Annotated in this window: 11 protein-coding genes and 1 pseudogene; 8 read left to right on the top strand and 4 right to left on the bottom strand. The window is 69.9% G+C overall.

Features of this window, described 5'->3' with window-relative positions; all coding sequences use genetic code 11:
* Positions 1 to 51: 51 nt before the first annotated feature.
* The 3 genes from AB0L97_RS36880 (at position 52) to AB0L97_RS36870 (ending at position 11,361) form a co-directional block, all read left to right on the top strand.
* Positions 52 to 8,757: an amino acid adenylation domain-containing protein gene (locus AB0L97_RS36880; protein ID WP_364439211.1), complete on the top strand. Its 8,706-nt coding sequence runs from the start codon at positions 52 to 54 to the stop codon at positions 8,755 to 8,757.
* 238 nt (positions 8,758 to 8,995) lie between these two features.
* The gene (locus AB0L97_RS36875; protein ID WP_355076310.1) at positions 8,996 to 9,985 is read left to right on the top strand and encodes an alpha/beta hydrolase family protein; all 990 of its coding nucleotides are present in this window, start codon (positions 8,996 to 8,998) and stop codon (positions 9,983 to 9,985) included.
* 134 nt (positions 9,986 to 10,119) lie between these two features.
* Positions 10,120 to 11,361 (top strand): Nramp family divalent metal transporter, encoded by a 1,242-nt coding sequence (locus tag AB0L97_RS36870; protein ID WP_355076312.1) that lies wholly within the window; start codon positions 10,120 to 10,122, stop codon positions 11,359 to 11,361.
* Between the two features lie 22 nt (positions 11,362 to 11,383).
* Here the strand turns inward: AB0L97_RS36870 and AB0L97_RS36865 are convergent, their stop codons facing one another.
* Both AB0L97_RS36865 and AB0L97_RS36860 read right to left on the bottom strand, forming a co-directional pair.
* On the bottom strand, positions 11,384 to 12,409 hold the full coding sequence (locus AB0L97_RS36865) for an SDR family oxidoreductase (protein WP_356964880.1): 1,026 nt from the start codon (positions 12,407 to 12,409) through the stop codon (positions 11,384 to 11,386).
* 48 nt (positions 12,410 to 12,457) lie between these two features.
* Positions 12,458 to 13,273, bottom strand: a complete 816-nt coding sequence (locus AB0L97_RS36860) for an enoyl-CoA hydratase-related protein (RefSeq protein WP_364439209.1) — start codon at positions 13,271 to 13,273, stop codon at positions 12,458 to 12,460.
* Positions 13,274 to 13,400: 127 nt separating this feature from the next.
* On the opposite strand from AB0L97_RS36860, the gene AB0L97_RS36855 reads away from it, so the two are divergent.
* On the top strand, positions 13,401 to 14,669 hold the full coding sequence (locus AB0L97_RS36855) for a helix-turn-helix domain-containing protein (protein WP_355076008.1): 1,269 nt from the start codon (positions 13,401 to 13,403) through the stop codon (positions 14,667 to 14,669).
* 152 nt (positions 14,670 to 14,821) lie between these two features.
* Here the strand turns inward: AB0L97_RS36855 and AB0L97_RS36850 are convergent, their stop codons facing one another.
* On the bottom strand, positions 14,822 to 16,348 hold the full coding sequence (locus AB0L97_RS36850) for an aldehyde dehydrogenase family protein (protein ID WP_364439215.1): 1,527 nt from the start codon (positions 16,346 to 16,348) through the stop codon (positions 14,822 to 14,824).
* A 365-nt stretch (positions 16,349 to 16,713) separates the two neighbouring features.
* Here AB0L97_RS36850 and AB0L97_RS36845 point away from each other — a divergent pair, with 365 nt between their 5' ends.
* From AB0L97_RS36845 to AB0L97_RS36835, 3 genes are read left to right on the top strand one after another with little or no spacing between them, the layout of a single operon-like run.
* Complete coding sequence (locus AB0L97_RS36845; RefSeq protein ID WP_355076010.1) at positions 16,714 to 17,697, top strand: ATP-binding cassette domain-containing protein; 984 nt, start codon at positions 16,714 to 16,716, stop codon at positions 17,695 to 17,697.
* A 35-nt stretch (positions 17,698 to 17,732) separates the two neighbouring features.
* The gene (locus tag AB0L97_RS36840; RefSeq protein WP_355076316.1) at positions 17,733 to 18,518 is read left to right on the top strand and encodes an ABC transporter permease; all 786 of its coding nucleotides are present in this window, start codon (positions 17,733 to 17,735) and stop codon (positions 18,516 to 18,518) included.
* Positions 18,515 to 19,393, top strand: a complete 879-nt coding sequence (locus tag AB0L97_RS36835; protein WP_356964876.1) for an ABC transporter permease — start codon at positions 18,515 to 18,517, stop codon at positions 19,391 to 19,393. The genes AB0L97_RS36840 and AB0L97_RS36835 overlap by 4 nt, the downstream gene beginning before the upstream one ends.
* Before the next feature lie 31 nt (positions 19,394 to 19,424).
* On the opposite strand, the gene AB0L97_RS36830 is transcribed toward AB0L97_RS36835, so the two are convergent.
* Positions 19,425 to 20,621 (bottom strand): lycopene cyclase family protein, encoded by a 1,197-nt coding sequence (locus AB0L97_RS36830; RefSeq protein ID WP_364439205.1) that lies wholly within the window; start codon positions 20,619 to 20,621, stop codon positions 19,425 to 19,427.
* Positions 20,622 to 20,855: 234 nt separating this feature from the next.
* Between AB0L97_RS36830 and AB0L97_RS36825 the strand changes: the two are divergent.
* Positions 20,856 to 21,205 (top strand): annotated as a pseudogene (locus tag AB0L97_RS36825) (esterase family protein); the annotation flags it as partial.

Below are 21,205 nucleotides of genomic sequence, written 5' to 3'. Positions count from 1 at the left end.
GAGTTCGAGGTCCAGGCGTTCCGTGCGCCGTCGACTCCGATCGAGGAGATCGTGGCGTCGGTGTTCGCCGAGGTGCTCGGGGTGGAGCGTGTCGGCGCGGATGACGACTTCTTCGCGCTTGGTGGTAATTCGCTGTTGGCGACGCAGGTCGCGGCGCGTATCGGCGCGGCACTGGACACGCGTGTGCCGGTCCGCGCGATCTTCGAGGCAGCGACCGTCGCCGCACTCTCGATCAAGGTCGAGCGGGGCTCCGGTGAACGCAAACGTATCCCGCTCCTCGCGGGTCCGCGTCCGGACCGCATCCCGCTGTCGTTCGCGCAGCAGCGCATGTGGTTCCTCAACCAGTTCGACACCTCGGCCTCGGTCTACAACATCTCGGCCGCTATCCGCTTGTCCGGCGACCTGGACGTGGCCGCGTTGCGGCTTGCCGTCGCCGACCTCGTCGCCCGTCACGAGATCCTGCGCACGATCTACCCGCAGACGCCGGACGGCCCGGTACAGCGGGTCCTCGCTCCGCACGAGGTTGCGGTGGATCTGGCTCCCGTGCAGATCGGCGACGAGCACGTCGCGGGCGAGATTCAGCGGGTCGTCGCCGCGGGCTTCGACGTGACGGTCGAGGCGCCGTTGCGCGCGAAGCTGTTCCAGCTCGCGGGCACCGAATACGTGCTGGTCTTCGTCGCCCACCACATCAGCGCCGACGGCTGGTCGATGCGCCCGCTGACCAGGGACCTGATGCTGGCCTACGTGGCGCGCACCGGCGGCCAGGAGCCGTCCTGGGCCCCGCTGCCCATCCAGTACGCCGACTACGCGCTCTGGCAGCGCGACGCGCTCGGCCCCGACGACGACCCCGAGTCGCCGGCGGGCGAGCAATTGGATTACTGGACCACCGAACTCGCCGACCTGCCCGACGAGCTGAACCTGCCCGCGGACCGGCCGCGCCCGCCCGCCCAGTCCTTCGCGGGCGGCAGAGCCGATTTCGTCATCGAGGCCGACGTGCACGCCGCGCTTGCCGATCTCGCGCGGCGGCACAACGCCACGCTGTTCATGGTGGTACACGCCGCGTTCGCGGTGTTATCGGCTCGTCTGTCCGGCACCGAGGACATCGCCATCGGCACGCCCGTCGCGGGCCGCGGCGAAGCCGAACTGGACGACCTGATCGGCATGTTCGTCAACACGCTGGTGCTGCGCAGCCGGGTCACGCCCGGTCTCGGCTTCACCGAACTGCTGGCCCGCACGCGGGAAACGGACCTGCGCGCCTTCGCCAACGCCGACATCCCGTTCGAGCGGCTGGTCGAAGTGCTCGCCCCCGAACGGTCGGCCGGTCGCCATCCGCTGTTCCAGGTGGCGCTGTCGTTCGAGAACCTGTCCGCGACCGGCTTCGAGCTACCCGGCCTGAGCCTTACCGCGCTCGACCCGGCCGCCGACACCGCCAAGTTCGACCTGCTGCTGACCGTGCGCGAGCAGCGCGCCGAATCCGGTGCGGAAGCCGGCCTGGCCGCCGAATTCACCTACGCTCGTGACCTGTTCGACGAAGCGACCGTGGTCGAGTTCGGCCGCAGGTTCCGTCGCATCTTGTCCGCGGTCGCCCAGCGCCCGGAGACCGCCGTCGGCGATCTGGAGATCTTGGACGACTCCGAGCGCGCGGAGCTGATCGCCCGTACCGGCGCACCCGCCGTGCCGCCGCGCACGCTGCCGGAACTGATGGCCGCGGCCGTCGCCGGGAATCCGGCCGGAATCGCCGTGATCGCGGACGACCGCACCTTCAGTTACGCAGAACTCGACGCGGCTTCGGCGCAATTGGCGCGGGCGCTGATCGACCGCGGCGCGGGACCGGAAGTGCCGGTCGCCATCGCGATCCGTCGTTCGGTGGAATCCGTGCTGGCACTGTGGGCGGTGACCAAGACCGGGGCGGCGTTCGTTCCGATCGACCCGACCTATCCGGCCGACCGCGTCGCGCGCATGGTCGCGGACTCCGGCGTAGCACTCGGCGTGACGCTCACCGCCGAACTGGACAACCTGCCCCTGCCCGGCGGCTGGCTCGCCTTGGACGATCAGGACTTCACCCTCGACGTCGCAGTGCGCTCGGATGAGCCATTGCGGCCAGACGAGCTGCGCGGACCGCTGCGCGCGAGCAACGCCGCGTATGTGATCTACACATCCGGCTCCACCGGCGTGCCGAAGGGCGTCGTGGTGACCCACGAAGGCCTGGCGAATTTCAGCGCCGAACAGGTGGAGCGCTATCGGCTCGACAGTTCCACCCGTGCCCTGGCGTTCGCGTCGCCTTCGTTCGACGCGTCGGTGCTGGAACTGCTGCTCGCGCTGGGTTCCGCGGGCGTGCTCGTGGTTGCGCCGCCGTCGACCTTCGGTGGCGCGGAACTGGCCGAGCTGATCCGCGCCGGAGGCGTCACGCACGCCTTCCTCACGCCGTCGGTGCTCGCCTCGCTGGATCCGGACGCGTTGCCGGGGGTGCGGGCCGTCGTGGCGGGCGGCGAAGCGGTGCCCGCCGATCTGGCGGCCAAGTGGACGACCATGTCCGAACTCGATTTCCACAATGGTTACGGGCCGACCGAAACCACCATCATGACCAACATCAGCGACCCGCTCCGGCCCGGCGAACCGGTCACGATCGGCGGACCGATCCGCGGGATGCGGTCGTTGGTGCTCGACAGCAGGCTGCGCCCGGTGCCCGAGGGCGTCACGGGCGAGTTGTATCTGGGCGGCATCCAGCTCGCCCGCGGCTATCACGCGCGCTCGGCACTGACCGCCGCTCGCTTCGTGGCGGACCCGTACGGCGTGCCCGGCGAGCGTCTCTACCGCACCGGCGATCTGGTGCGCTGGCGCCGCGGCGGCGGTGCGCCGGTCCTGGAGTACCTGGGCCGCAACGACTTCCAGGTCAAGGTGCGCGGCTTCCGCATCGAGCTCGGCGAGATCGACGCCGCGCTCACAGCCCAGCCCGAAGTCGACTTCGCCGTGACACTCGGCCGCGAAACCGGTTCGGGCGCCACCATGCTGGTCTCGTACGTGCTACCCGCCGAGGGGGCGACGGCCGACCCGTCCGTGCTGACCGAACGGATCGGACGCAGACTGCCGGAGTACATGGTTCCGGCGGCGATCGTCGTGCTCGACGCGATTCCGCTGACCCCAGCGGGCAAACTGGACCGCAAGGCGCTGCCCGCGCCCGAGCCGGCCCTCCGCGCCTACCGCGCGCCGCGAACCCCCGCCGAACTGGTGATCGCCGAGGTGATCGGCGAGGTGCTCGGTCTCGAACGGGTCGGGATCGATGACGACTTCTTCGCCCTCGGCGGCGACAGCATCGTGTCCATCCAAGTGGTCTCCCGCTCGCGCGCACGAGGTGTGACCTTCGCGCCGCGGGACGTCTTCGAATGCCGGACCGTCGCCGCGCTGGCCCGCGCCGCCGCGGTGGAGGGCGGCGGCCCCGGTGACGAGGCGGGCGAACTACCGCTGACGCCGGACGCCGCGCGGATGCTGGACGAAGGCATCGAAGTGCGGGCCATCGCGCTCGACATCCCCGAGGCCTGCTCCGTGGAGACGGTGCACGGCGCGGTCGCCGCCGTGCTCGAGCGGCATCCGATGTTGTGGGTACAGCTGCGCTACGGCGAGGACGGCACGCCGGTGCTGCGCATTCCCGCCGCCGCCGAACGCACCGGCGAGGCGTTCCGCAGGCTGGACCCGCAGCGCGGCGAGACTTCGCTGCCCATCGACGACGTTGTGCAGGCGGTCGCGGCCGCCCTCGACCCCGAACAGGGCCGCAACATCTACTTCGTGCTCACCGGCGGACCCGAGGCTCGCTCCACGCTGATCGTCGTGGCCAGCAGCCTCGTCATCGACGACGTTTCCTGGCGGGCGGTCGTCGACCAGCTCACCGCCCGGTGGGAGCGGGCGCGCCACGCCGCGCCCGCGAGCGCCGAAGCCGACCTCGGCGTGCTCATCCGCGCCCTCTCGGCCAAGGCGCACGATCCGGTCACCGTCGCCGAAATGGATTGGTGGCGACCAGCGCTCGGCTCCGTCCCGGAGGGCGCGGGAACCGAGGGACGGGATCTGCACGCACGCAGCCGGGTATCGCTCACCATCACCGCGGAGGGTGCGGCGGCCGTCGCCGCGGCCGCCGAGGCCTACCACGCCGGGGTGGAGGACATCCTGCTCACCGCGCTGGCGCTGGCACTGCAGACCTCCGCGGGAGAGACCGTCACACGCGCCATCGGTTCGGTCGTCCGGCTGTCCGCCGACGGTCGCGCGGCCACCGACGCCGATGGGGCGAGCACGGTGGGCGGCTTCGTCACCGAATATCCGCTGCCGTTGCGGTTGAGCCGGATCGACATCGATGAGGCCCTGATCGGCGGACCGGCGGCGGGCATCGCGATCGCGCAGATCAAGGAGTTGCGCCGGTCGGTGCCCTCGCGCGGTGTCGGCTACGGCCTGTTGCGCCATCTCAATGCCGAGACCGCCGCCGAGCTGCGTGGCCTCGGGCGTGGCCGGTTCGCGCTGCGCTATCGGGATCTGCGTCCGGCGCGCGTGCACACCGACATCCCGTCGGACGACCTGCTGCTCGTACTGACCGTCGACGCCACCGACGACGGCCTGCTCGCCCGGTTCGATTTCGCCGCCGCCGCGTTCCGCGGTGAGGACGCGAAAACCTTCGCCGAGCACTGGATCCGCGCGCTCGGCGGCCTCGCCGAGCACGGACTGCGCCCGGACGCGGGCGGCTACACCCCCTCCGATTTCCCGCTGGTGCGGCTCAAACAGCCCGACATCGACCGCTTCGCCCGCGCCTACCCCGACCTGTCCGACGCCTGGCCGCTCACGCCGCTGCAATCGGGCATGTTGTTCCACGCCCTGCTCGCGGAGCGCTCGGTGGACGTCTACACCACCCAGTTCGTGCTCGATCTCAGCGGCGCGGTGGACGCCCGCCGGATGCGCGCGGCCGCGCAAGCGGTGCTGGACCGGCACGACAACCTGCGCGTCGCCTTCGCCGACGACAGCGAGGGCAAGCCCGTACAGATCGTGCAGGATTCGCTGGAGGTGCCGTGGCGGCTGATCGATCTGGGTCAGCTGGAACCCGACGCGGCCCGAGCCGAACTGGAGCGGATCAAGGCGGCGGATCTGGCCGACCACTTCGACATGCGGACCGCGCCGCTGTTGCGGTTCGCGCTGATCCGCTCCGCCGCGGCCCGCTACCACCTGCTGGTGACCAGTCACCACATCCTCGTCGACGGCTGGTCCATGCCGCTGTTGATGAAGGATCTGCTCACCCTGTACGCGTTCGGCGGCAAATCCCGGCACCTGCCCTCGGTGCCGTCCTACCGCGACTATCTGGCCTGGCTGGTCGCTCAGGACGCGGAAGCGGCCCGTTCCGCGTGGCGCGCCGCGCTGGCCGGTGTCACCGAGCCGACGCCGCTGGCGCCGGTCGATCCCGGCCGCGAGATCGCCTCGGGCGTGGGCGAAGTCGGGTTCGCGTTGTCCCCAGCCGACACCACCGCGCTGACCCGGCTCGCGTCGGGGCTGGGCGTCACGGTGAACACCGTGGTGCAGGCTGCCTGGGGCCTGTTGATCGGTCGCACCGCCGACCGTGACGACGTTGTCTTCGGCGCCACCGTGTCCGGCAGGCCGCCCCAGCTGGACGGTGTCGAGGCGATGGTCGGCCTGTTCCTCAACGCGATCCCGGTGCGGGTGCGGCTCGACCCGACCGGCACGCTGGGCGGGCTGCTGCGGCAGCTACAGGCCGAGCAGGCCGCCCTGCTGGACTATCACTACCTGGGGCTGAGCGACATTCAGGAAGCCGTCGGCGTGGAGGGGCTGTTCGACTCGCTCGTCGTGTTCGAGTCGTTCCCGGTGGACCGGGAGGGCCTGGACCGGGCCGGCGCCATCGACGGTATGAGCGTCACCGGCGTCGGCGCGGTCAACGGCACCCATTACCCGTTCACGGTCATGGTGGTGCTGGACAACCAATTGCGCGTCTCGGTGAAGTACCTGCGCGACGTCATCGACGAACCGGCGGCGCTCGCGCTCGCACAGCGGCTCTCGGCGCTGATCGGCCGCTTCGTGACCACTCCTCAGGCGCGCGTCGGCGATATCGACGTGCTGCTGGACGCCGAGCGCGCCGAGCTGGCCGCGCACAACGCCACCGACGTGCCGGAACTGCTCGACGGCGCGACGTTGACCTCCCTGTTCGACGCGCAGGTGGCGCGCACGCCGGACGCGCCGGCGGTCCGCTTCGGCGATACCACGCTCACCTACGCCGAACTCGACTCGCGCGCCCGGTCCTTGGCCGTCGAGCTGATGCGTTGGGGCGTCGGCCCGGAGACGCTGGTCGCCGTGGCCATGCGGCGCGGCATCGATCTGGTCGTCGCGATCTACGCGGTGCTGCGCGCCGGTGGCGGTTACGTCCCGATCGACCCGGACCACCCGGCCGAACGCAGCGAGTACGTCCTCGGCAGCGCCGCCCCGGTCTGCGCTCTGACCACCACCGCGGACGCGTTCGACACCGCGACCGGCGTGCCGGTGGTCGCCGTGGACACGCTGTATCTGCCTCCGTACGAAGGTCCTTGGCCGCAGGAGGAGGTGCGTCCGGACACCGTTGCCTACGTCATCTACACCTCCGGCTCCACCGGCCGCCCCAAAGGCGTGATGATCACGCACCGGCAGATGGTGAATCAGTTCCGCTGGGCGCAGTCGGCCTACCCGCACGGCGGCGACGACGTGGTGCTGCACAAGACGCCGATCACGTTCGACATCTCCGCCTGGGAGTTGTTCTGGCCGTTGCAGACCGGGGCGTCGATCGTGATCGCCGCGCCCGACGGGCATCGCGACCCGGCCTATCTGGCCCGCGTCATCGTCGACAACGCGGTGACCACGGCGCATTTCGTGCCATCGATGCTGGACGCGTTCTCGGATCCGGTGGCAGGCCCGATCGTGGCGTACCCCTCGCTGCGCCGGGTGTTCGCCGCGGGCGAGGCGTTGTCCGGGGCCATCGCGAAAAAGTTCGCCGCGGCCGTGCCGGGCGCCGAGCTGATCAACTGGTACGGCCCCGCCGAGGCCACCGTGGTCACCGGCCATCCCGTGCGCGACACCGCCGCGGCGGCGGTTCCGATCGGCATCCCGGCGGCCAATACCCGCGTGCACGTGCTCGACCGGCAGTTGCAGCCGGTGCCGCCGGGCGCGGCGGGCGAGTTGTACGTCGCGGGTGCGCAATTGTCGCGCGGCTATCTCGGGGCCCCGGCCCTGACGGCCGAGCGTTTCGTCGCCCATGCGGGCGGCACCCGGCTCTATCGCACCGGGGACATCGTGCGCTGGCACGACGGCGCGCTGGAATACCTGGGCCGCAGCGACTTCCAGGTCAAACTGCGCGGCCAGCGCGTGGAACTCGGTGAGATCGAGGCCGTGCTGACGAGTCATCCGCAGGTGCGGCACGCCGCGGTCTCGGTGGTGCGTGGCGCCACCGGCGATCGGCTGGTCGCGTACGTCGTCGGCGCGCCGGGGACGACCCTCGACGAAGCCGCGTTGGCGGCGCACGCCCGCGCCGCGCTGCCGTCGTACATGGTGCCCTCGGCTGTCGTCGCGCTCGCCGAGCTTCCGCTCAATGCCAGCGGCAAACTCGACCGCAAGGCGCTGCCAGCGCCGCCGTTGGTGGCGCGTCCGTACCGCGCGCCGGGCACGCCGCTGGAGCGGACCGTGCTCGAGGTGTTCGACGAGGTCCTCGAACCCGGCCCGGCGCATCGGGTCGGGATGGACGACGACTTCTTCGGCCTCGGCGGTACCTCACTGGTCGCCACGCGGGCGGTCAGCAGGCTGCGCACGCTCACCGGCGCCGAGGTGCGGGTGCAGTGGTTCTTCACCGACCCGACCCCGGCGGCGCTGGCGGCCCGGATCATGGCCGCGCTGGCCGACGATCACGACTACGACCAGGACTCGAACGCGGCGCTCGGCGTCCTGCTGCCGATCCGCACCATGGTGCCGCACGACGTGGCCGCCGCCGAGCCGCTGTTCTGCCTGCATCCGATGTACGGCTTGTCCTGGTGCTACGCGGGCCTCGCGCGCTACGTGCCCGCAGGCACGCCGATCTTCGGCCTGCAGTCCCCCGCGCTCACCGAAGAGGGCTACCTGCCGGAGTCGCTGTTCGAGATGGCGCACCGCTACGTGGCCGAGATCCGCGCGGTGCAGCCGCACGGGCCCTACCGGCTGCTCGGCTGGTCGCTCGGTGGTGTGCTGGCGCACGCGGTGGCGACCGAACTCCAGGCCGCGGGCGAAGAGATCGGCCTGCTGACCATGCTCGACAGTCACCCCGACATCGACGTCACGGATTTCCGGGCGGCGATCCGCGAGGCGCTGGCCGAACTCGGCATCGGCGCGGACGCCCTGCTGCCCGGAGAGGGCGACGTCCACGATCTGAGCGAGGACGCGCTGGCCGCGCTGCACGCCACCATCCCGCCGGACATGGCGGTGCTCACCCCGGACCGGGTGCGCCGGATCTACCGCAGCGCGGTGCGCTCGGCCGAGTTGATCGCCGAGCACCGGCCGGACGTCTTCCGGGGCCGATTGGACTACTTCAGCGCGGCCGGTCACGACACCGCGGCGGCCGGCTGGCAACCTTATGTCGACGGCCGGGTGGACGATCATCCCGTCGGTGTCTCGCACGATCAGATGACATCGCCGGAAGCGCTCGCGCAGATAGGTCCCAGATTGTCCGAGTTGCTCGATCCCCCGGGGTGGGAAGCGACACGGAATATGGGGCGGTCATGATCGAGCCGACACCGTTCCGGCATGATAGGGCAACGGTGCGGTAACGAAGTCCACTGTTGTGACGACTACATAGGCCGTATGGTCGGGCGGGATGCCTGGGCATCCACCCCGGCGTGTGGGGCATGCAGAGCGAATCTCGAGACGAAGCGAAGGTGCGAAATTGATACGTCGACAGAGCCGGCGCGGTGGCCTGCGGGCCGCGGCCGCCATCGCGGCAACCGCGGTGCTCGCGGGGATGATGACCGGTCTCGGCGCGTCCAGCGCGACAGCTGATCCGATCATCGATTCCAAGACTCTGTTGGGCAACCCGGTCGCCCCGGACGGTTCGCGTATCACCAAGGCCGAGTACAAGGACGCGCGCAGCATCCGGCTGTACGTGTACTCGGCGGCGATGGACGAGAAGGTCATCATCGACGTCCAGCGCCCGGCCGACGCCTCCGTGCCGCGTCCGACGCTGTACCTGCTCAACGGCGCGGGCGGCGGCGAGGACGAAGCCTCGTGGCAGGCGAAGACCGACGCGCTGCAGTTCCTGTCGGACAAGAACGTCAACGTGATCCAGCCGATCGGCGGCAAGTGGAGCTACTACACCGACTGGATCAAGGACGACCCGGTACTCGGCCGCAACAAGTGGAAGACCTTCTTCACCGAGGAGCTGCCCCCGCTGGTCGACGGCGCGCTGGGCACCAACGGCGTGAACGCCATCGCGGGCCTGTCCACCTCGGGCACCACGGTGCTCGCGCTGCCGATCGCCAAGCCCGGCCTGTACCGGGCGGCCGCGGCCTACAGCGGTTGCGCGCAGACCAGTGACCCGGTCGGCTCCGAGTTCGTCAAGCTGACCGTCGAGACCTGGGGCGGCGGCAACACCGACAACATGTGGGGTCCGGAAGGCTCGCCGGACTGGGTGGCCAACGACCCGTACGTGAACGCCGAGGGACTGCGCGGGCTCGACCTCTACATCTCCACCGGCAACGGCCTGCCCGGCCAGTACGACACGCTCAACGGTCCGTACGCGCTGCCCGGCGCATACGGTCTGGCCAACCAGATCGTCATCGGCGGCGTGATCGAGGCGGGCACCAACTACTGCACGCACAACCTGAAGAACAAGCTGGACCAGCTGGGCATCCCGGCCACCTACAACTTCCGCGACTCGGGCACCCACTCGTGGGGCTACTGGCGCGACGAGTTCCAGCTGTCGTGGCCCGTGCTCGCGAAGGGGCTCGGTATCTGATCCGAATCGAGCCGGGACCGCCCGGCAAGATTCCTCCGACCGCCTGGTCGCCGCTGTCGCGCGACCAGGCGGTCTTCTTTATGGGGTAACCTTCACAAAAAAGTTCGGGAACCCGTAAAATTCAGTTCGTGGGTATTACGTTGGTCGAGTCGACCAAGTCCGTCACCGGGCGCGCGCGTGCCGCGACCGTTCTGCTGGGGCCCGCGTTCGTCGCGGCCATCGCGTACGTCGATCCCGGCAACGTCGCGTCCAACATCAGCGCGGGCGCGCAGTTCGGCTACCTCCTGGTCTGGGTGATCGTGCTGGCCAACGTGATGGCGGGGCTGGTCCAGTTCCTCTCGGCCAAACTCGGCCTGGTCACCGGGTGGTCGCTGCCGGAGGCGGTGCGCGCGAAGGCGAGCGGTCCGGTCCGGCTGGCCTACTGGGGCCAGGCGGAGACGGTCGCGATCGCCACCGACCTGGCCGAGGTGGTCGGCGGCGCCATCGCGCTCCATCTGCTGTTCGGCCTGCCCCTGCTGGTCGGCGGCGTGATCACCGGCGCGGTGTCGATGGTTCTGCTGCTGGTGCAGGACCGTCGCGGCCAGCAGCCGTTCGAGCGGGTGATCACCGGGATGCTCGCGATCATCGCGATCGGATTCCTGGCGAGCGTGGTCATCGCCCCGCCGTCGGCCGGGGGCACGGTGGGCGGTCTCCTGCCGCGCTTCCAGGGCACCGAGAGCGTGCTGCTCGCCGCCGCCATGATCGGCGCCACGGTCATGCCGCACGCGGTCTACTTGCATTCCGGCCTGGCCCGCGACCGGCACGGGCAACCGGCGCCGGGGCCGCTTCGCGCGAGGCTGCTGCGGATCACCAAGGTCGACGTCGGGCTGGCCATGATCTTGGCGGGCACGGTGAACCTGGCCATGCTGCTCATGGCGGCCAACACCCTGCGCGGCCGAAACGTCGAGACCATCGAGGACGCGCACGCGGCCGTCGGCGACGTGCTCGGCCCGGCCGCCGCGCTGCTGCTCGCGATCGGCCTGCTCGCCTCCGGCCTGGCCTCGACGTCGGTCGGCGCCTACGCGGGCGCGATGATCATGCAGGGCCTGTTGCACCGGCGAATCCCACTGATCACACGCAGGCTGATCACGTTGATCCCCGCCATCGCGGTCCTGGCGCTGGGGATCGACCCGACCCGCGCGCTCATCATCTCCCAGGTGGTGCTGTCGTTCGGCATCCCGTTCGCGCTGATTCCCTTGGTGCGCTTCACGAGTGACCCCACGCTGATGGGCGCGGACGTCAACCATCGCGTGACCACCGCGCTGGCCTGGACGGTCGCGGCGATCATCTCCGTGCTCAATGCCGCCCTGATCTACCTCACCGTCACCGGGCGGTAGCCCGCCCGGCGCGGCGCGCCGATCAGACCCAGTTCTCGATCCAGTACTTCCAGATCCGTGGTGCGTAGGCGTCCAACGGCGGAACCCTGATGTCGGTGCCCGCCAGGGCCGCGCTGGTGTGCCTGCAGTCGAACCAGCAGGCGAATTCACTGTGCTCCAGCACGTCCAGCGGCACACCGACCCGGGGCAGCAGCCAGTTCGCGCCGGGGACCCGCAACATCATGTCCAACGTGCGCTTGGGCATCACCTCGACCAGATGTGGCGCGCCCGCCTCGTCGGCGAACAGGTTCAGCGCGTCGACCGCGCTTTGCCTGCGCGGATCCACCAGGTGATAGGTGATCTTGTCCGAGCCGGCGCGATGCGCGATGTGATCGAGGGCGCGAGCCACGAAGTCCACCGGGACCATGTTGGTCTCGCCCAGTTTGGGCACCAGGACCGGCAGCAGCCTCGGCAGCTGCGCGCCCATGCGCAGTAGGCGGAAGAAGTAGTACGGGCCGTCGATCCGATCGATCTCGCCGGTCCTGGAATGCCCGATCACGATCGACGGACGATAGATCCGCCAGCGCAGCGACGATTCCCGGACGATCCGCTCGCCCTCGAACTTCGCTCGCTGCATCGGGGTGGCCAGCGCCTGCCCGTGATCGAACATGTCCTCGGTGAACAGGCCCTCGGTGGACCCGGCCACCTCCACGGTCGAGACGTGGTGCAGCAAGCCGACGCCCAGCTCCTCGGCGACGTCGACCAGGTGCCTGGTCCCGCCGCCGCGCTCGGTCAGGTCGTAGCCTCCGGCCAGATGGAAGACGTGCTCGATGGCGCCGCGATGCCGGGCCAGCCAGGTCGGATCGATGCCGAGCCCCGGGGCGCCCAGATCGCCGCGCACCGGACGGACGCGGTCGCCGCCCGCCCATTCCTGCGCGCAGCAGGCGAACCGGTCGGCCGAGGCGTCGCCCGGCCGAACCAGCACGTGAATGTCACCCTCGCGTTTCAGGAGCTCAGGGATGAGAAAACGACCGATGAACCCAGTTGCCCCGGTAACCAGGTAAGTCATAGCCGATGAACATAGTCGCCTGTCGGTAGCTACGTTCCGGCGGGCTGATCAGTCGGCGAAGACGGGCTTGCGCTTGCTGAGCATCGCGGTGGCGCCCTCGATGAAATCGGGGGAGCGCAGCAGCTCGGTCTGCCCCGCCTTCTCGGCGGCCAGGGCCGCGTCCAGCGCCGTCAGCGTGGCCTGGTTCAGCGCGTGCTTGGTGAGTTCCAGCGCGCGGCGCGGACCCGTGGCGATCTTCTGGACCCCGGCCTCGACCGCGGCGTCGAGTTCGTCGTCGGGCACGACGGCGGTGAACAGACCGGCGGCCGCGGCTTCCCGGGCGGGCAGCCGTTCGCCGAGCAGTGCCATCCGCGCCGCCAGCGGGCGGCCCGCCGCCGCGGCCACCAGCGCGGCCGCCCCGCCGTCGGGCATCAAGCCGATGTTGATGAAGGCCAGCAGCAAGTAGGAGTCCTCGCTCGCGTAGACCAGGTCGGCGGCCAGCGCGATGCCGACGCCGACGCCCGCCGCGGCGCCGCGGATGCGCACGATCACCGGGACCGGCGCGTCGACGATGGCCCGCACCAGCCGGTTCGCCGCGTCCATCACCATGTCCGAGGTGATGCCCCGCTGCGCCTCGTCCGCGCTCGCCGAGAGATCGGCGCCGGTGCAGAAATCGCCGCCCTCGCCGGTCAGTACGATCGCCCGCACCGCGCGGTCGTCCGCCGCCGCGCGGAAGGCGTCCCCGAGCGCGACCATGGTGTCGTAGTCGATGGCGTTCTTCCGCTTCGGGTTGGTGATCGTGATCCGGAGCACCTTGCCGTCCTGGACCGCGGTGAACTTCGCGGCGGAGGGGGCGGCCGGGGCCGCGGAATCGTTGTTGCTCACGTTTGCTCCTAAGCTGCAATTCGCCGGACGCCAGGCCGTGAATAGTGGTTAACTTTGCGAATTGTGGTTAACTTAGGTTCCATTGTCGGGCGCTGTCAACCAGCGCCGCCGGAGAACGGAGAGGTGCATGGTCGCGGATCGCAGCGAGGTCGATCTCGCTCCCGCGCGCCCCGAACCGGGCAGGCGGGCGAGCGCTGAGGGCGCGCCGTCGGTGCGCCGCCGTCCGAAGGACCGCAAGGTACAGATCATCCGGGCGGCCGCCCGCGCGTTCAGCGAACGCGGGTACTACCCGGTCGGCGTGGACGAGATCGCCGCCGAGGTCGGCATCTCCGGTCCCGCGCTCTACCGGCATTTCACGAACAAGTACGCGTTGCTGGTCGCCGCCGCGGAGGAGGGCGCGCAACACCTGCTGAACGTCGCCGAGGGGGCCGACGACACTCGGCTGGACCCGGTGCGGCGCGCCGACGCGCTGATCCGCGCGATCAGCGAGCACACCGTCGACATCCGCCGCGAGGCCGGGCTCTACCGCTGGGAGCGGCGCTATCTCGAGCGGGACGACCGCGTCCGGATCAAGAAGATCTACGACGACCTGAACAACACTCTCGCGGCGCCGATCGCGCTGCTGCGACCCGAGGCGCCGCCCGCGGACGTGGCGATGCTGGCCGCGGGCGTGCTCAGCGCGATCGCCAGCATCGCCGCCCACCGCACCGCACTGTCGAGCGCTCGGCTGCTTCCGCTGTTGCGTCAGATGTCCTGGGCCATCCTGCGCACCGAACTGCCTCCCGCGCCCGCCGAACCGGATCCCGGCCCGCCCGTGCGCGGCATCCCGGTGACCTCCAAGCGCGAACAATTGCTCACCGAAGCCATCCGGATTTTCGGCAGGCAGGGGTATCACGAGGCGAGCATCGAGGAGATCGGCGCCGCCGTCGGCATCAACGCCTCCAGCGTGTACCGGTACTTCGCGAGCAAGGCCGACCTGCTCGCCGCGGCGTTCCACCGCACCGGCGACCGGCTGGCCATCGCGATCACCGAGGCGCTGGCCGAAGCCACGAGCCGGGCGGACGCCGCGCGTAACGTGGCCGACCGCTACGCCAAACTGAGTTTCGCCATGCCCGAGATCATGGCGGTGTACTACGCCGAGTTCGGCAACCTGCCGCAGGCCGAGCAGCACAAGCTGCGCGCCATCCAGCGGCAGAACGTGCTGGAATGGGCCAACCTGCTGGACGGCGACCCGGTGGAAGCGCGTTTCCGGGTGCACGCCGCCATCAGTCAGGTGATCGATGTGGGCAGGCTGATCCGATTCGATTCCCGGCCCGCGCAATTGGCCCGCGTCACCGCGCTGATGGACGCGGTGCTGCTCGCCGATAACGCGCAGCCGGACGATGCCCGCCATTAACCCCGTGCATGGCCGCAAGCAGCGAAGGCGGAGGTAGGCAGCGCATGGCCGTAGCGAAGGCGGAGGTACGCAGAGGAGGCGCAGCCGGACAGCGTCCGTCATCAGCCCGCGCATGGCCGTAGCGAAGGCGGAGGTACGCGTGGGCGCGCCGCTCAGGGGCGGCGGCCGTGCCGGATCCGGAAGATCGTTCTGGCCAGGCGGAGATGGCGCGGGTGCCGGTCGAACGTGGACAGATTCACCGGCGCCTGATACCGCTTGCGGGTGATGGCCAGGGTCCGGCTGAACTCTCGTAGTCCCTGGTCGCCGTGGCTGTGGCCCTGGCCGTATTCGCCCACACCGCCGAAAGGCAGCGCGGGAATGCCCGCGTACGCGGTCGAGGAGTTGATGGTCACCACCCCGGCGCGCAGTTGCTCGGCGAACGCCTCGATCTCGTGCACGTCCCTGGTGAACACCGACACCGCGACGTCGGTGCCCACCGCGTTGATCCGCTCGGCGGCCTCGTCCATGCTCGCCACCTTGTTCACGATGAGCACCGGGCCGATGCCCTCGCCGGTGATCGCGGTGCTCTCCTCCGGCACCTCGGCCAGCACGATCGGCTCGATGTAGGGATCGCGGATGGAGTCCAGCCCGCCGACGACCGCGCGGCCGCCGCGGGCCACCGCGTCGCGCACCTGTCTGCGCACCACTTCGATCTGTGACTCCATGATCATCGGGCCGTAGGACGCCTTCCGGTCCGCGCCCGGCCGCAGCTTGCGGGCCTGATCCGCGACCAACTCCAGGAAGCGGTCGTAGACGGATTGGGCGACGTAGGCCCGTTGGATGCCGGTGGCGTTCTGCCCGGCGTTGGCCATCGCGCCGAACACGGCGGCCTCGGCGGCGTCGTCGAGTTTCGCGTCGACGTGCACGACCATGCTGCCCTTGCCGCCGCGCTCCACGACGACCGGCGTCATGGTCTGGGCGCACACCGAGATCACCTCGCGCGCACCGGCTTCGGAGCCGGCGTAGGCGATCTTGTCGACCTTCGCGCGGCACAGCGCGGTGCCGGTGGCCTTGTCACCCGTAACCACTTGCAGCACCGGCTGGTTCGGTGCGAGCCGGGACCAGCTGTCGGCCAGCCACACGCCGACGCCAGTGGTCAGCTCGTGCGGCTTGAACACCACGGCGTTGCCCGCCGCCATCGCGTAGGCGATCGAACCCATCGGGGTGAACACGGGGTTGTTCCACGGGCCGAGCACGCCGACGACGCCCAGCGGCAGATACCCGACGGAGGCCCGCTGATTGCGGGTGAGCCAGTTGGAACCGATGCGCCGCCGGTCGAGTGCGCGGCCCGCGTTGCGCGCGGCCCAGTCGAGGTTCTCCACCGCGAGCATCACCTCGATCGCGGCGTCGGCTACCGGCTTCCCGGTCTCCTCGCACAGTAGGGAGACCAATTCGCCCGAGCGCCGGGTGATCTCGCGTTTCCAGTCCAGCAGCCACCGCTTCCGGCTGCTGAATCCGAGTTCGGCCCACCATTTTTCGGCGGAGCGAGCCGCTCGCACGGCGCGATTCAGTTCGCCCGCGCTCATCACGGCGTAGTTGCCGACGACCTCGCCGGTGCGCGGGTCGTAGGACGTCAGGACGTTCGTTCGGCCCGTTCCTCCCGGACGCGCCGCCAACCGTGACTGCGCGGACTCGGCCATGATCACCTCTCGCAGTGTCGAAACCGGCGTGCGGACCGCTCAGCGGGGCCACATCCGTGGACGAGTGAGTGTTTTCCCCCGCAAAGCAGACTATGGTCTGGCGCAGCGGGCCGACAAGGCTCGGCCGCGGCCTCGGTGTCCGGATCGGATCGCGCTCACCAGCGCCGATTCTCCGCGCGGCGAACGGGCAGCGGAAAATGTGAGTAAGGACACAATGGGCGCACGCTGGTGCGGGTACCTCACGCGACGCGGCAGCCCGGGCGATCGGGCCGGTAACATCACGCCGAGCGCGACGGATCACCAATCCGAGCGTGCGCCCGCGCTCGGGCGACCTGGTCGCCGTACCGGCCGATAGTGGAGAGTTGATGCCGAGTTCCAACCAAGCGGATTCGCATGCGAGTGAGCCTGCGGTCCGGGTAACGGACGTTCGCAAGTCGTTCGGCGATGTGCACGCACTGCAGGGCGTCAGCTTCGTCGCCGAACGCGCTTCCGTCCTCGGCATCCTGGGGCCGAACGGCGCGGGCAAGACGACCATGGTGAAGGTCCTCTCCACGCTGCTGCGTGCCGACTCCGGCACCGCCGTCGTGGCCGGGTACGACGTATCGAAGGACCCGGCGGGCGTGCGCCGCTCGATCATGATGACCGGCCAGTACGCGGCGCTGGACGAGAACCTCTCCGGCCGGGAGAACCTCGAGCTGTTCGGCAGACTGATGGGCCTGGGCAAGTCCACGGCCCGCAAGCGCGCCGACACCTTGCTCGAGGAATTCGATCTGGTGAGCGCGGGCCGCCGAGCCGTGCGCCACTACTCGGGCGGCATGCGCCGCCGCGTGGACATCGCCTGCGGGCTGGTGGTGCGTCCCGAGGTGGTGTTCCTGGACGAGCCGACCACGGGCTTGGACCCGCGCAGCAGGCAGGGCGTCTGGGACCTGGTGACCGCGCTGAAGACGCAGGGCATCACGGTGCTGCTGACCACGCAGTACCTGGAGGAAGCCGACGTGCTCAGCGACAACATCATCGTGATCGACAAGGGCACGGTGATCGCCGAGGGTACCGCCGACGAACTCAAGGAGAAGACCGGCGGCAGCTACTGCGAGGTCGTCCCGCTGGATCAGAAGAAACTGCGCACCGCCGCGTACGCCCTTGGCGACCTGGTGCCGCCCGCGGTGCTGGCCGACATCGACGGCGGCGACCGGCTGTCCATCCCGGCGCCGGAAGGCGCAGCCACGCTGACCGAGGCGCTGCGCAGGCTCGACAGCGCCGGTGTGGAGCTGGCCGACATCGCGCTGCGCCGCCCCTCGCTCGACGACGTTTTCCTGTCCATCACCGGCCACTCGGGCGGGCGAGCGTGACCGCTGCGACCGCCCCGGAGCACACCGAGGCCGAGGTGACGCTGTTCGCCGAGTTGCCCGCGGCGCGGCTGTCGTCGTTCGCGCAGTGGCGCGCGCTGACCGGCCGCATCGTCCGCACCATGGCGACCAAGGGCGAGCTGATCGTCGCCGCGGTCACGCCGCTGATCTTCACCCTCGGTTTCTATCTGCCGTTGCGCTACGTGATGAAGATCCAGGGCGTCGACTACGCCCAGTACGTCATGCCGATCATCGTGTTGCAGACCATGGCCTTCACCATGATGTCGAACGCGCAGCTGGCCGCGTTCGAGGCGATGACCGGCCTGAGTACCCGACTGCAGACCATGCCGATCGGCACGCTGGTGCCGTTCACCTCGCGCATCTGCGCCGGGCTGGTCCGGTCGGTGACCTCGCTCACCGCCGCGGTGCTGTTCGGGTACCTGATCGGTTTCCGCTTCGTCGCAGGCGTCGGGCAGGCCGTGCTGTTCTGCGCGTTCTCTCTCGCGGTCGGCACGGTGCTCGCGGTCGGGGCCGACGGGCTCGGCAGTCTGACCAAGAGCCCGGAGTCGCTGAGTCAGGCGCTGACGCTGCCGACGCTGATCTTCGGCATGCTCTCCTGCGGGTTCGTGCCGGAACGCAACTTTCCGGAATGGATTCGCCCGTTCGTGCGCAATCAGCCGATCTCCCAGTTCTCCTTCGCGCTGCGCGACATGGCGGCCGACGGCGTGACCTGGCACGTGCTGTGGGTTCCGCTGGTGTGGTTGATCGGGCTGGCGGCGGTGTTCACCCCGTTGGCGATCTGGGCGAGTGTGAGGCGGTCATGAGTTCGGTGGAATCGACCGTGGAGCGCACCGCGCCGCAGACCGAGGTGTTCGAGGGACGCCCGGCCGAACCCCTGCCCGTCGTCCGGACGAGGCCGGAAGGCTCGCTGGTCACCTGGGTGGTGCAGAGCCTGATCCAGTGCAAGCGGCTGCTGCTGGTCTGGGCGCGTGATCCGGCGACGACCATCCAGACGCTGGTGTATCCCGCGCTCACCTTGGTGATGTTCTACATCGTGCTGAACAAGCCCGTCTCCGGGGCCACCGGCATGCCCGCCGTGTACGGCACGGTCCCGTTGTTGACGTTGGTCGCGGCGATGTCCGGGGCGGTGGTCAGCGCCCTCGGCTTCAAGACCGAGAAGATGACCGGGCTGCTCGGCCGGTTCTGGACGATGCCGGTGCACCGTGCGGCCGGATTCACCGGGCGGCTGCTCGCCGAGGCGATCCGTGTCCTGGTGACCACGGTGTTCGTCGTCGCGGTCGGTCTGCTGCTCGGTTTCCGCTTCGATCAGGGACCGGTCGCGGCGCTGGCGTTGATCGGCATCCCGGTGCTGTTCGGGGTGGCGTTCGCCGTCCTGGTCACCGCGCTTGCCACCGTGTCCGAGGGCGTGATGCTGGTGAACATCATCGGCATGATCAGCACCTTGCTGATGTTCTTCAACTCGGGTTTCGTCCCGGTTTTCGCCTACCCGATCTGGTTGCAGGACGTGGTGGCGCATCAGCCGATGAGTTGCGCGATCGATGCGATGCGCGGTTTGTCCTACGGCGGTGCGGTCGCCGACCCGCTGCTCGAGACGCTCGCCTGGACGCTCGGCATGATCGTCGTCTTCGCCTACCCGGCGATCAGGGGATATCGGCGGGCCGCGGAAACGGGGCCGTAGCCACCAGCTGTCACCGTGCGCCGGGTTCCGACTATCGGACCCGGCGTTCGGCGTCTTCACGCGGTTCGGCGAACTCGTAATCCAGCCAGCGGTTCCGATTGGCCCAGCCGACCAGGTCGTAACGCCAGCGGAACGGCCAGGTGTGCGCGACCGTGCCGAACAGCACAGCGCCCAGCGCCGTGTAGTCGTCGTGCGCGGACAGCAGGGCGCGCTGACCACGCGGGGTGGCGCTGAAGAACGCGTCGAACATGGCGATGGACTGCTCGGTGGTGAGTCTGCCGAGGCCGTAGAGGCCGCGCATCCGCATCCAATACACCAGCCGTGCGCGCGGCGGCCACAGCGCGGCGATGGGGTCGCGGCCTTCCAACAGCGCGGTGATCGCGGTGTCGACCAGTGCCAGTGAGTCGGCGACGCTGTACCCGGTGCACGGGTGCATCATGCCGCCGCGCGAGCCGAACGCGATCGCGCGCGCCTTGCCGGTGCGTGGCGGCGGCTGGTCGAGTGGATAGTGCGCCGCCTCGCTCGGTTCGTCGCCGGTGAGCCGGATGCCGTGCGCGGCGAGGCGCGCGAGCGTGCGCTTGCGCAGTTCGTGCTGCGGCATGCCACCCCGGAGACCGAGACTGGTCTCCTCGAAGATCACCGTGCCGTCGCCGAGCGGCACCGCGTAGAGGAACGACGGCGGCTCGTCCGGGCCCGCGCCGTTCTCCGGCCGCCAGTCCAGCAGCAGGCCCTCGCCTTCGGCGATCATCGGCGCGGCGGCCTCGGCGTCGACGAAGATGCCGTGCGCGCTCGCCCCGCGGCGGCGTCCCAGCGGGGGCAGCCCACGGGTGTCGAACACCGCCGCCGCCCGGTGCACCGTGCCGTCGGCGAGTTCGACCTCGTGCGCGTCCACCCGCGTGGCGCGGCCCGCGACGACGGTGGCGTCATCGAGCGGTAGCGCCGCGCGCAGGCCGGGTTTGGACAGCACGCAGTAGGGACGGTCGATGCGATGCTCGGTCTTCGTCCACACTCTGGGCGCCGGGATGGTCGTCGCGACAGCCGTGGACGGCAGCCATTGCGGCAGCTCGTCCACCCAGCAGGAGAAGGTGGGCGGCCACAGCCGTTCGGGGCGGGGGTCGATCGCGGTCACCGACAGCCCCGCGATCATGGCGCGGTGCGCGAGCGCCCGTCCGGTGGGACCGAGCCCGACCACGCACACATCGACTTCCCGGTCCGCGCTGACACCCATAGGGGCATTCAATCCGGTGGGCCGACGGAAGCGCAAGTATTCCACGCCTGCGAGCCCAAGGAATTCGGGTCTCGCTATTTCGAAATCGGATCGGTTCGAAACGGTGCGAATTCCGGTGCACGGGCATGCCCCCAGAATCGGTGGCCCAGCAACTTCAGTCGTGAAACGGCTCGGGACAGGCCATAGCCTGAGCTCGGAACGCGAGGCGTTCCGGGATTCGGGATAAGGGGAGTCATGAGAGGGAGCCACCTCCGCCGGTTGCTGCTGTCGGCGGTCTTCGCCGGCGCTGCGGCCGCATCGGCAATGGTCTCGGTGCAGGCCCAGGCCGCGCCCGCGGAGTCTTCTATTATTTCCGTGCAGGAGCACAGTGCGCGGAACCTGACATTGACGGTGCATTCCGCCGCCATGGATCTCGATATTCCGGTGGAAGTGCAGCGCGCCGCGGACACCAGCGTTCCCCGGCCGGTGCTGTATCTGCTGCTCGGCGCGGCCGGTGGCATCGACGGCTCGACCTGGGCCACGAAGACCGACGCGATGCAATTCCTCGCGGACAAGAACGTGCACGCGGTCACGCCGATCGGCGG

Source organism: Nocardia sp. NPDC051911 (assembly GCF_040681035.1).
Taxonomy (GTDB): domain Bacteria; phylum Actinomycetota; class Actinomycetes; order Mycobacteriales; family Mycobacteriaceae; genus Nocardia; species Nocardia sichangensis.
The sequence above is the reverse complement of the archived record's forward strand: the minus strand, read 5'-3'. Positions and strand labels throughout refer to the sequence as shown.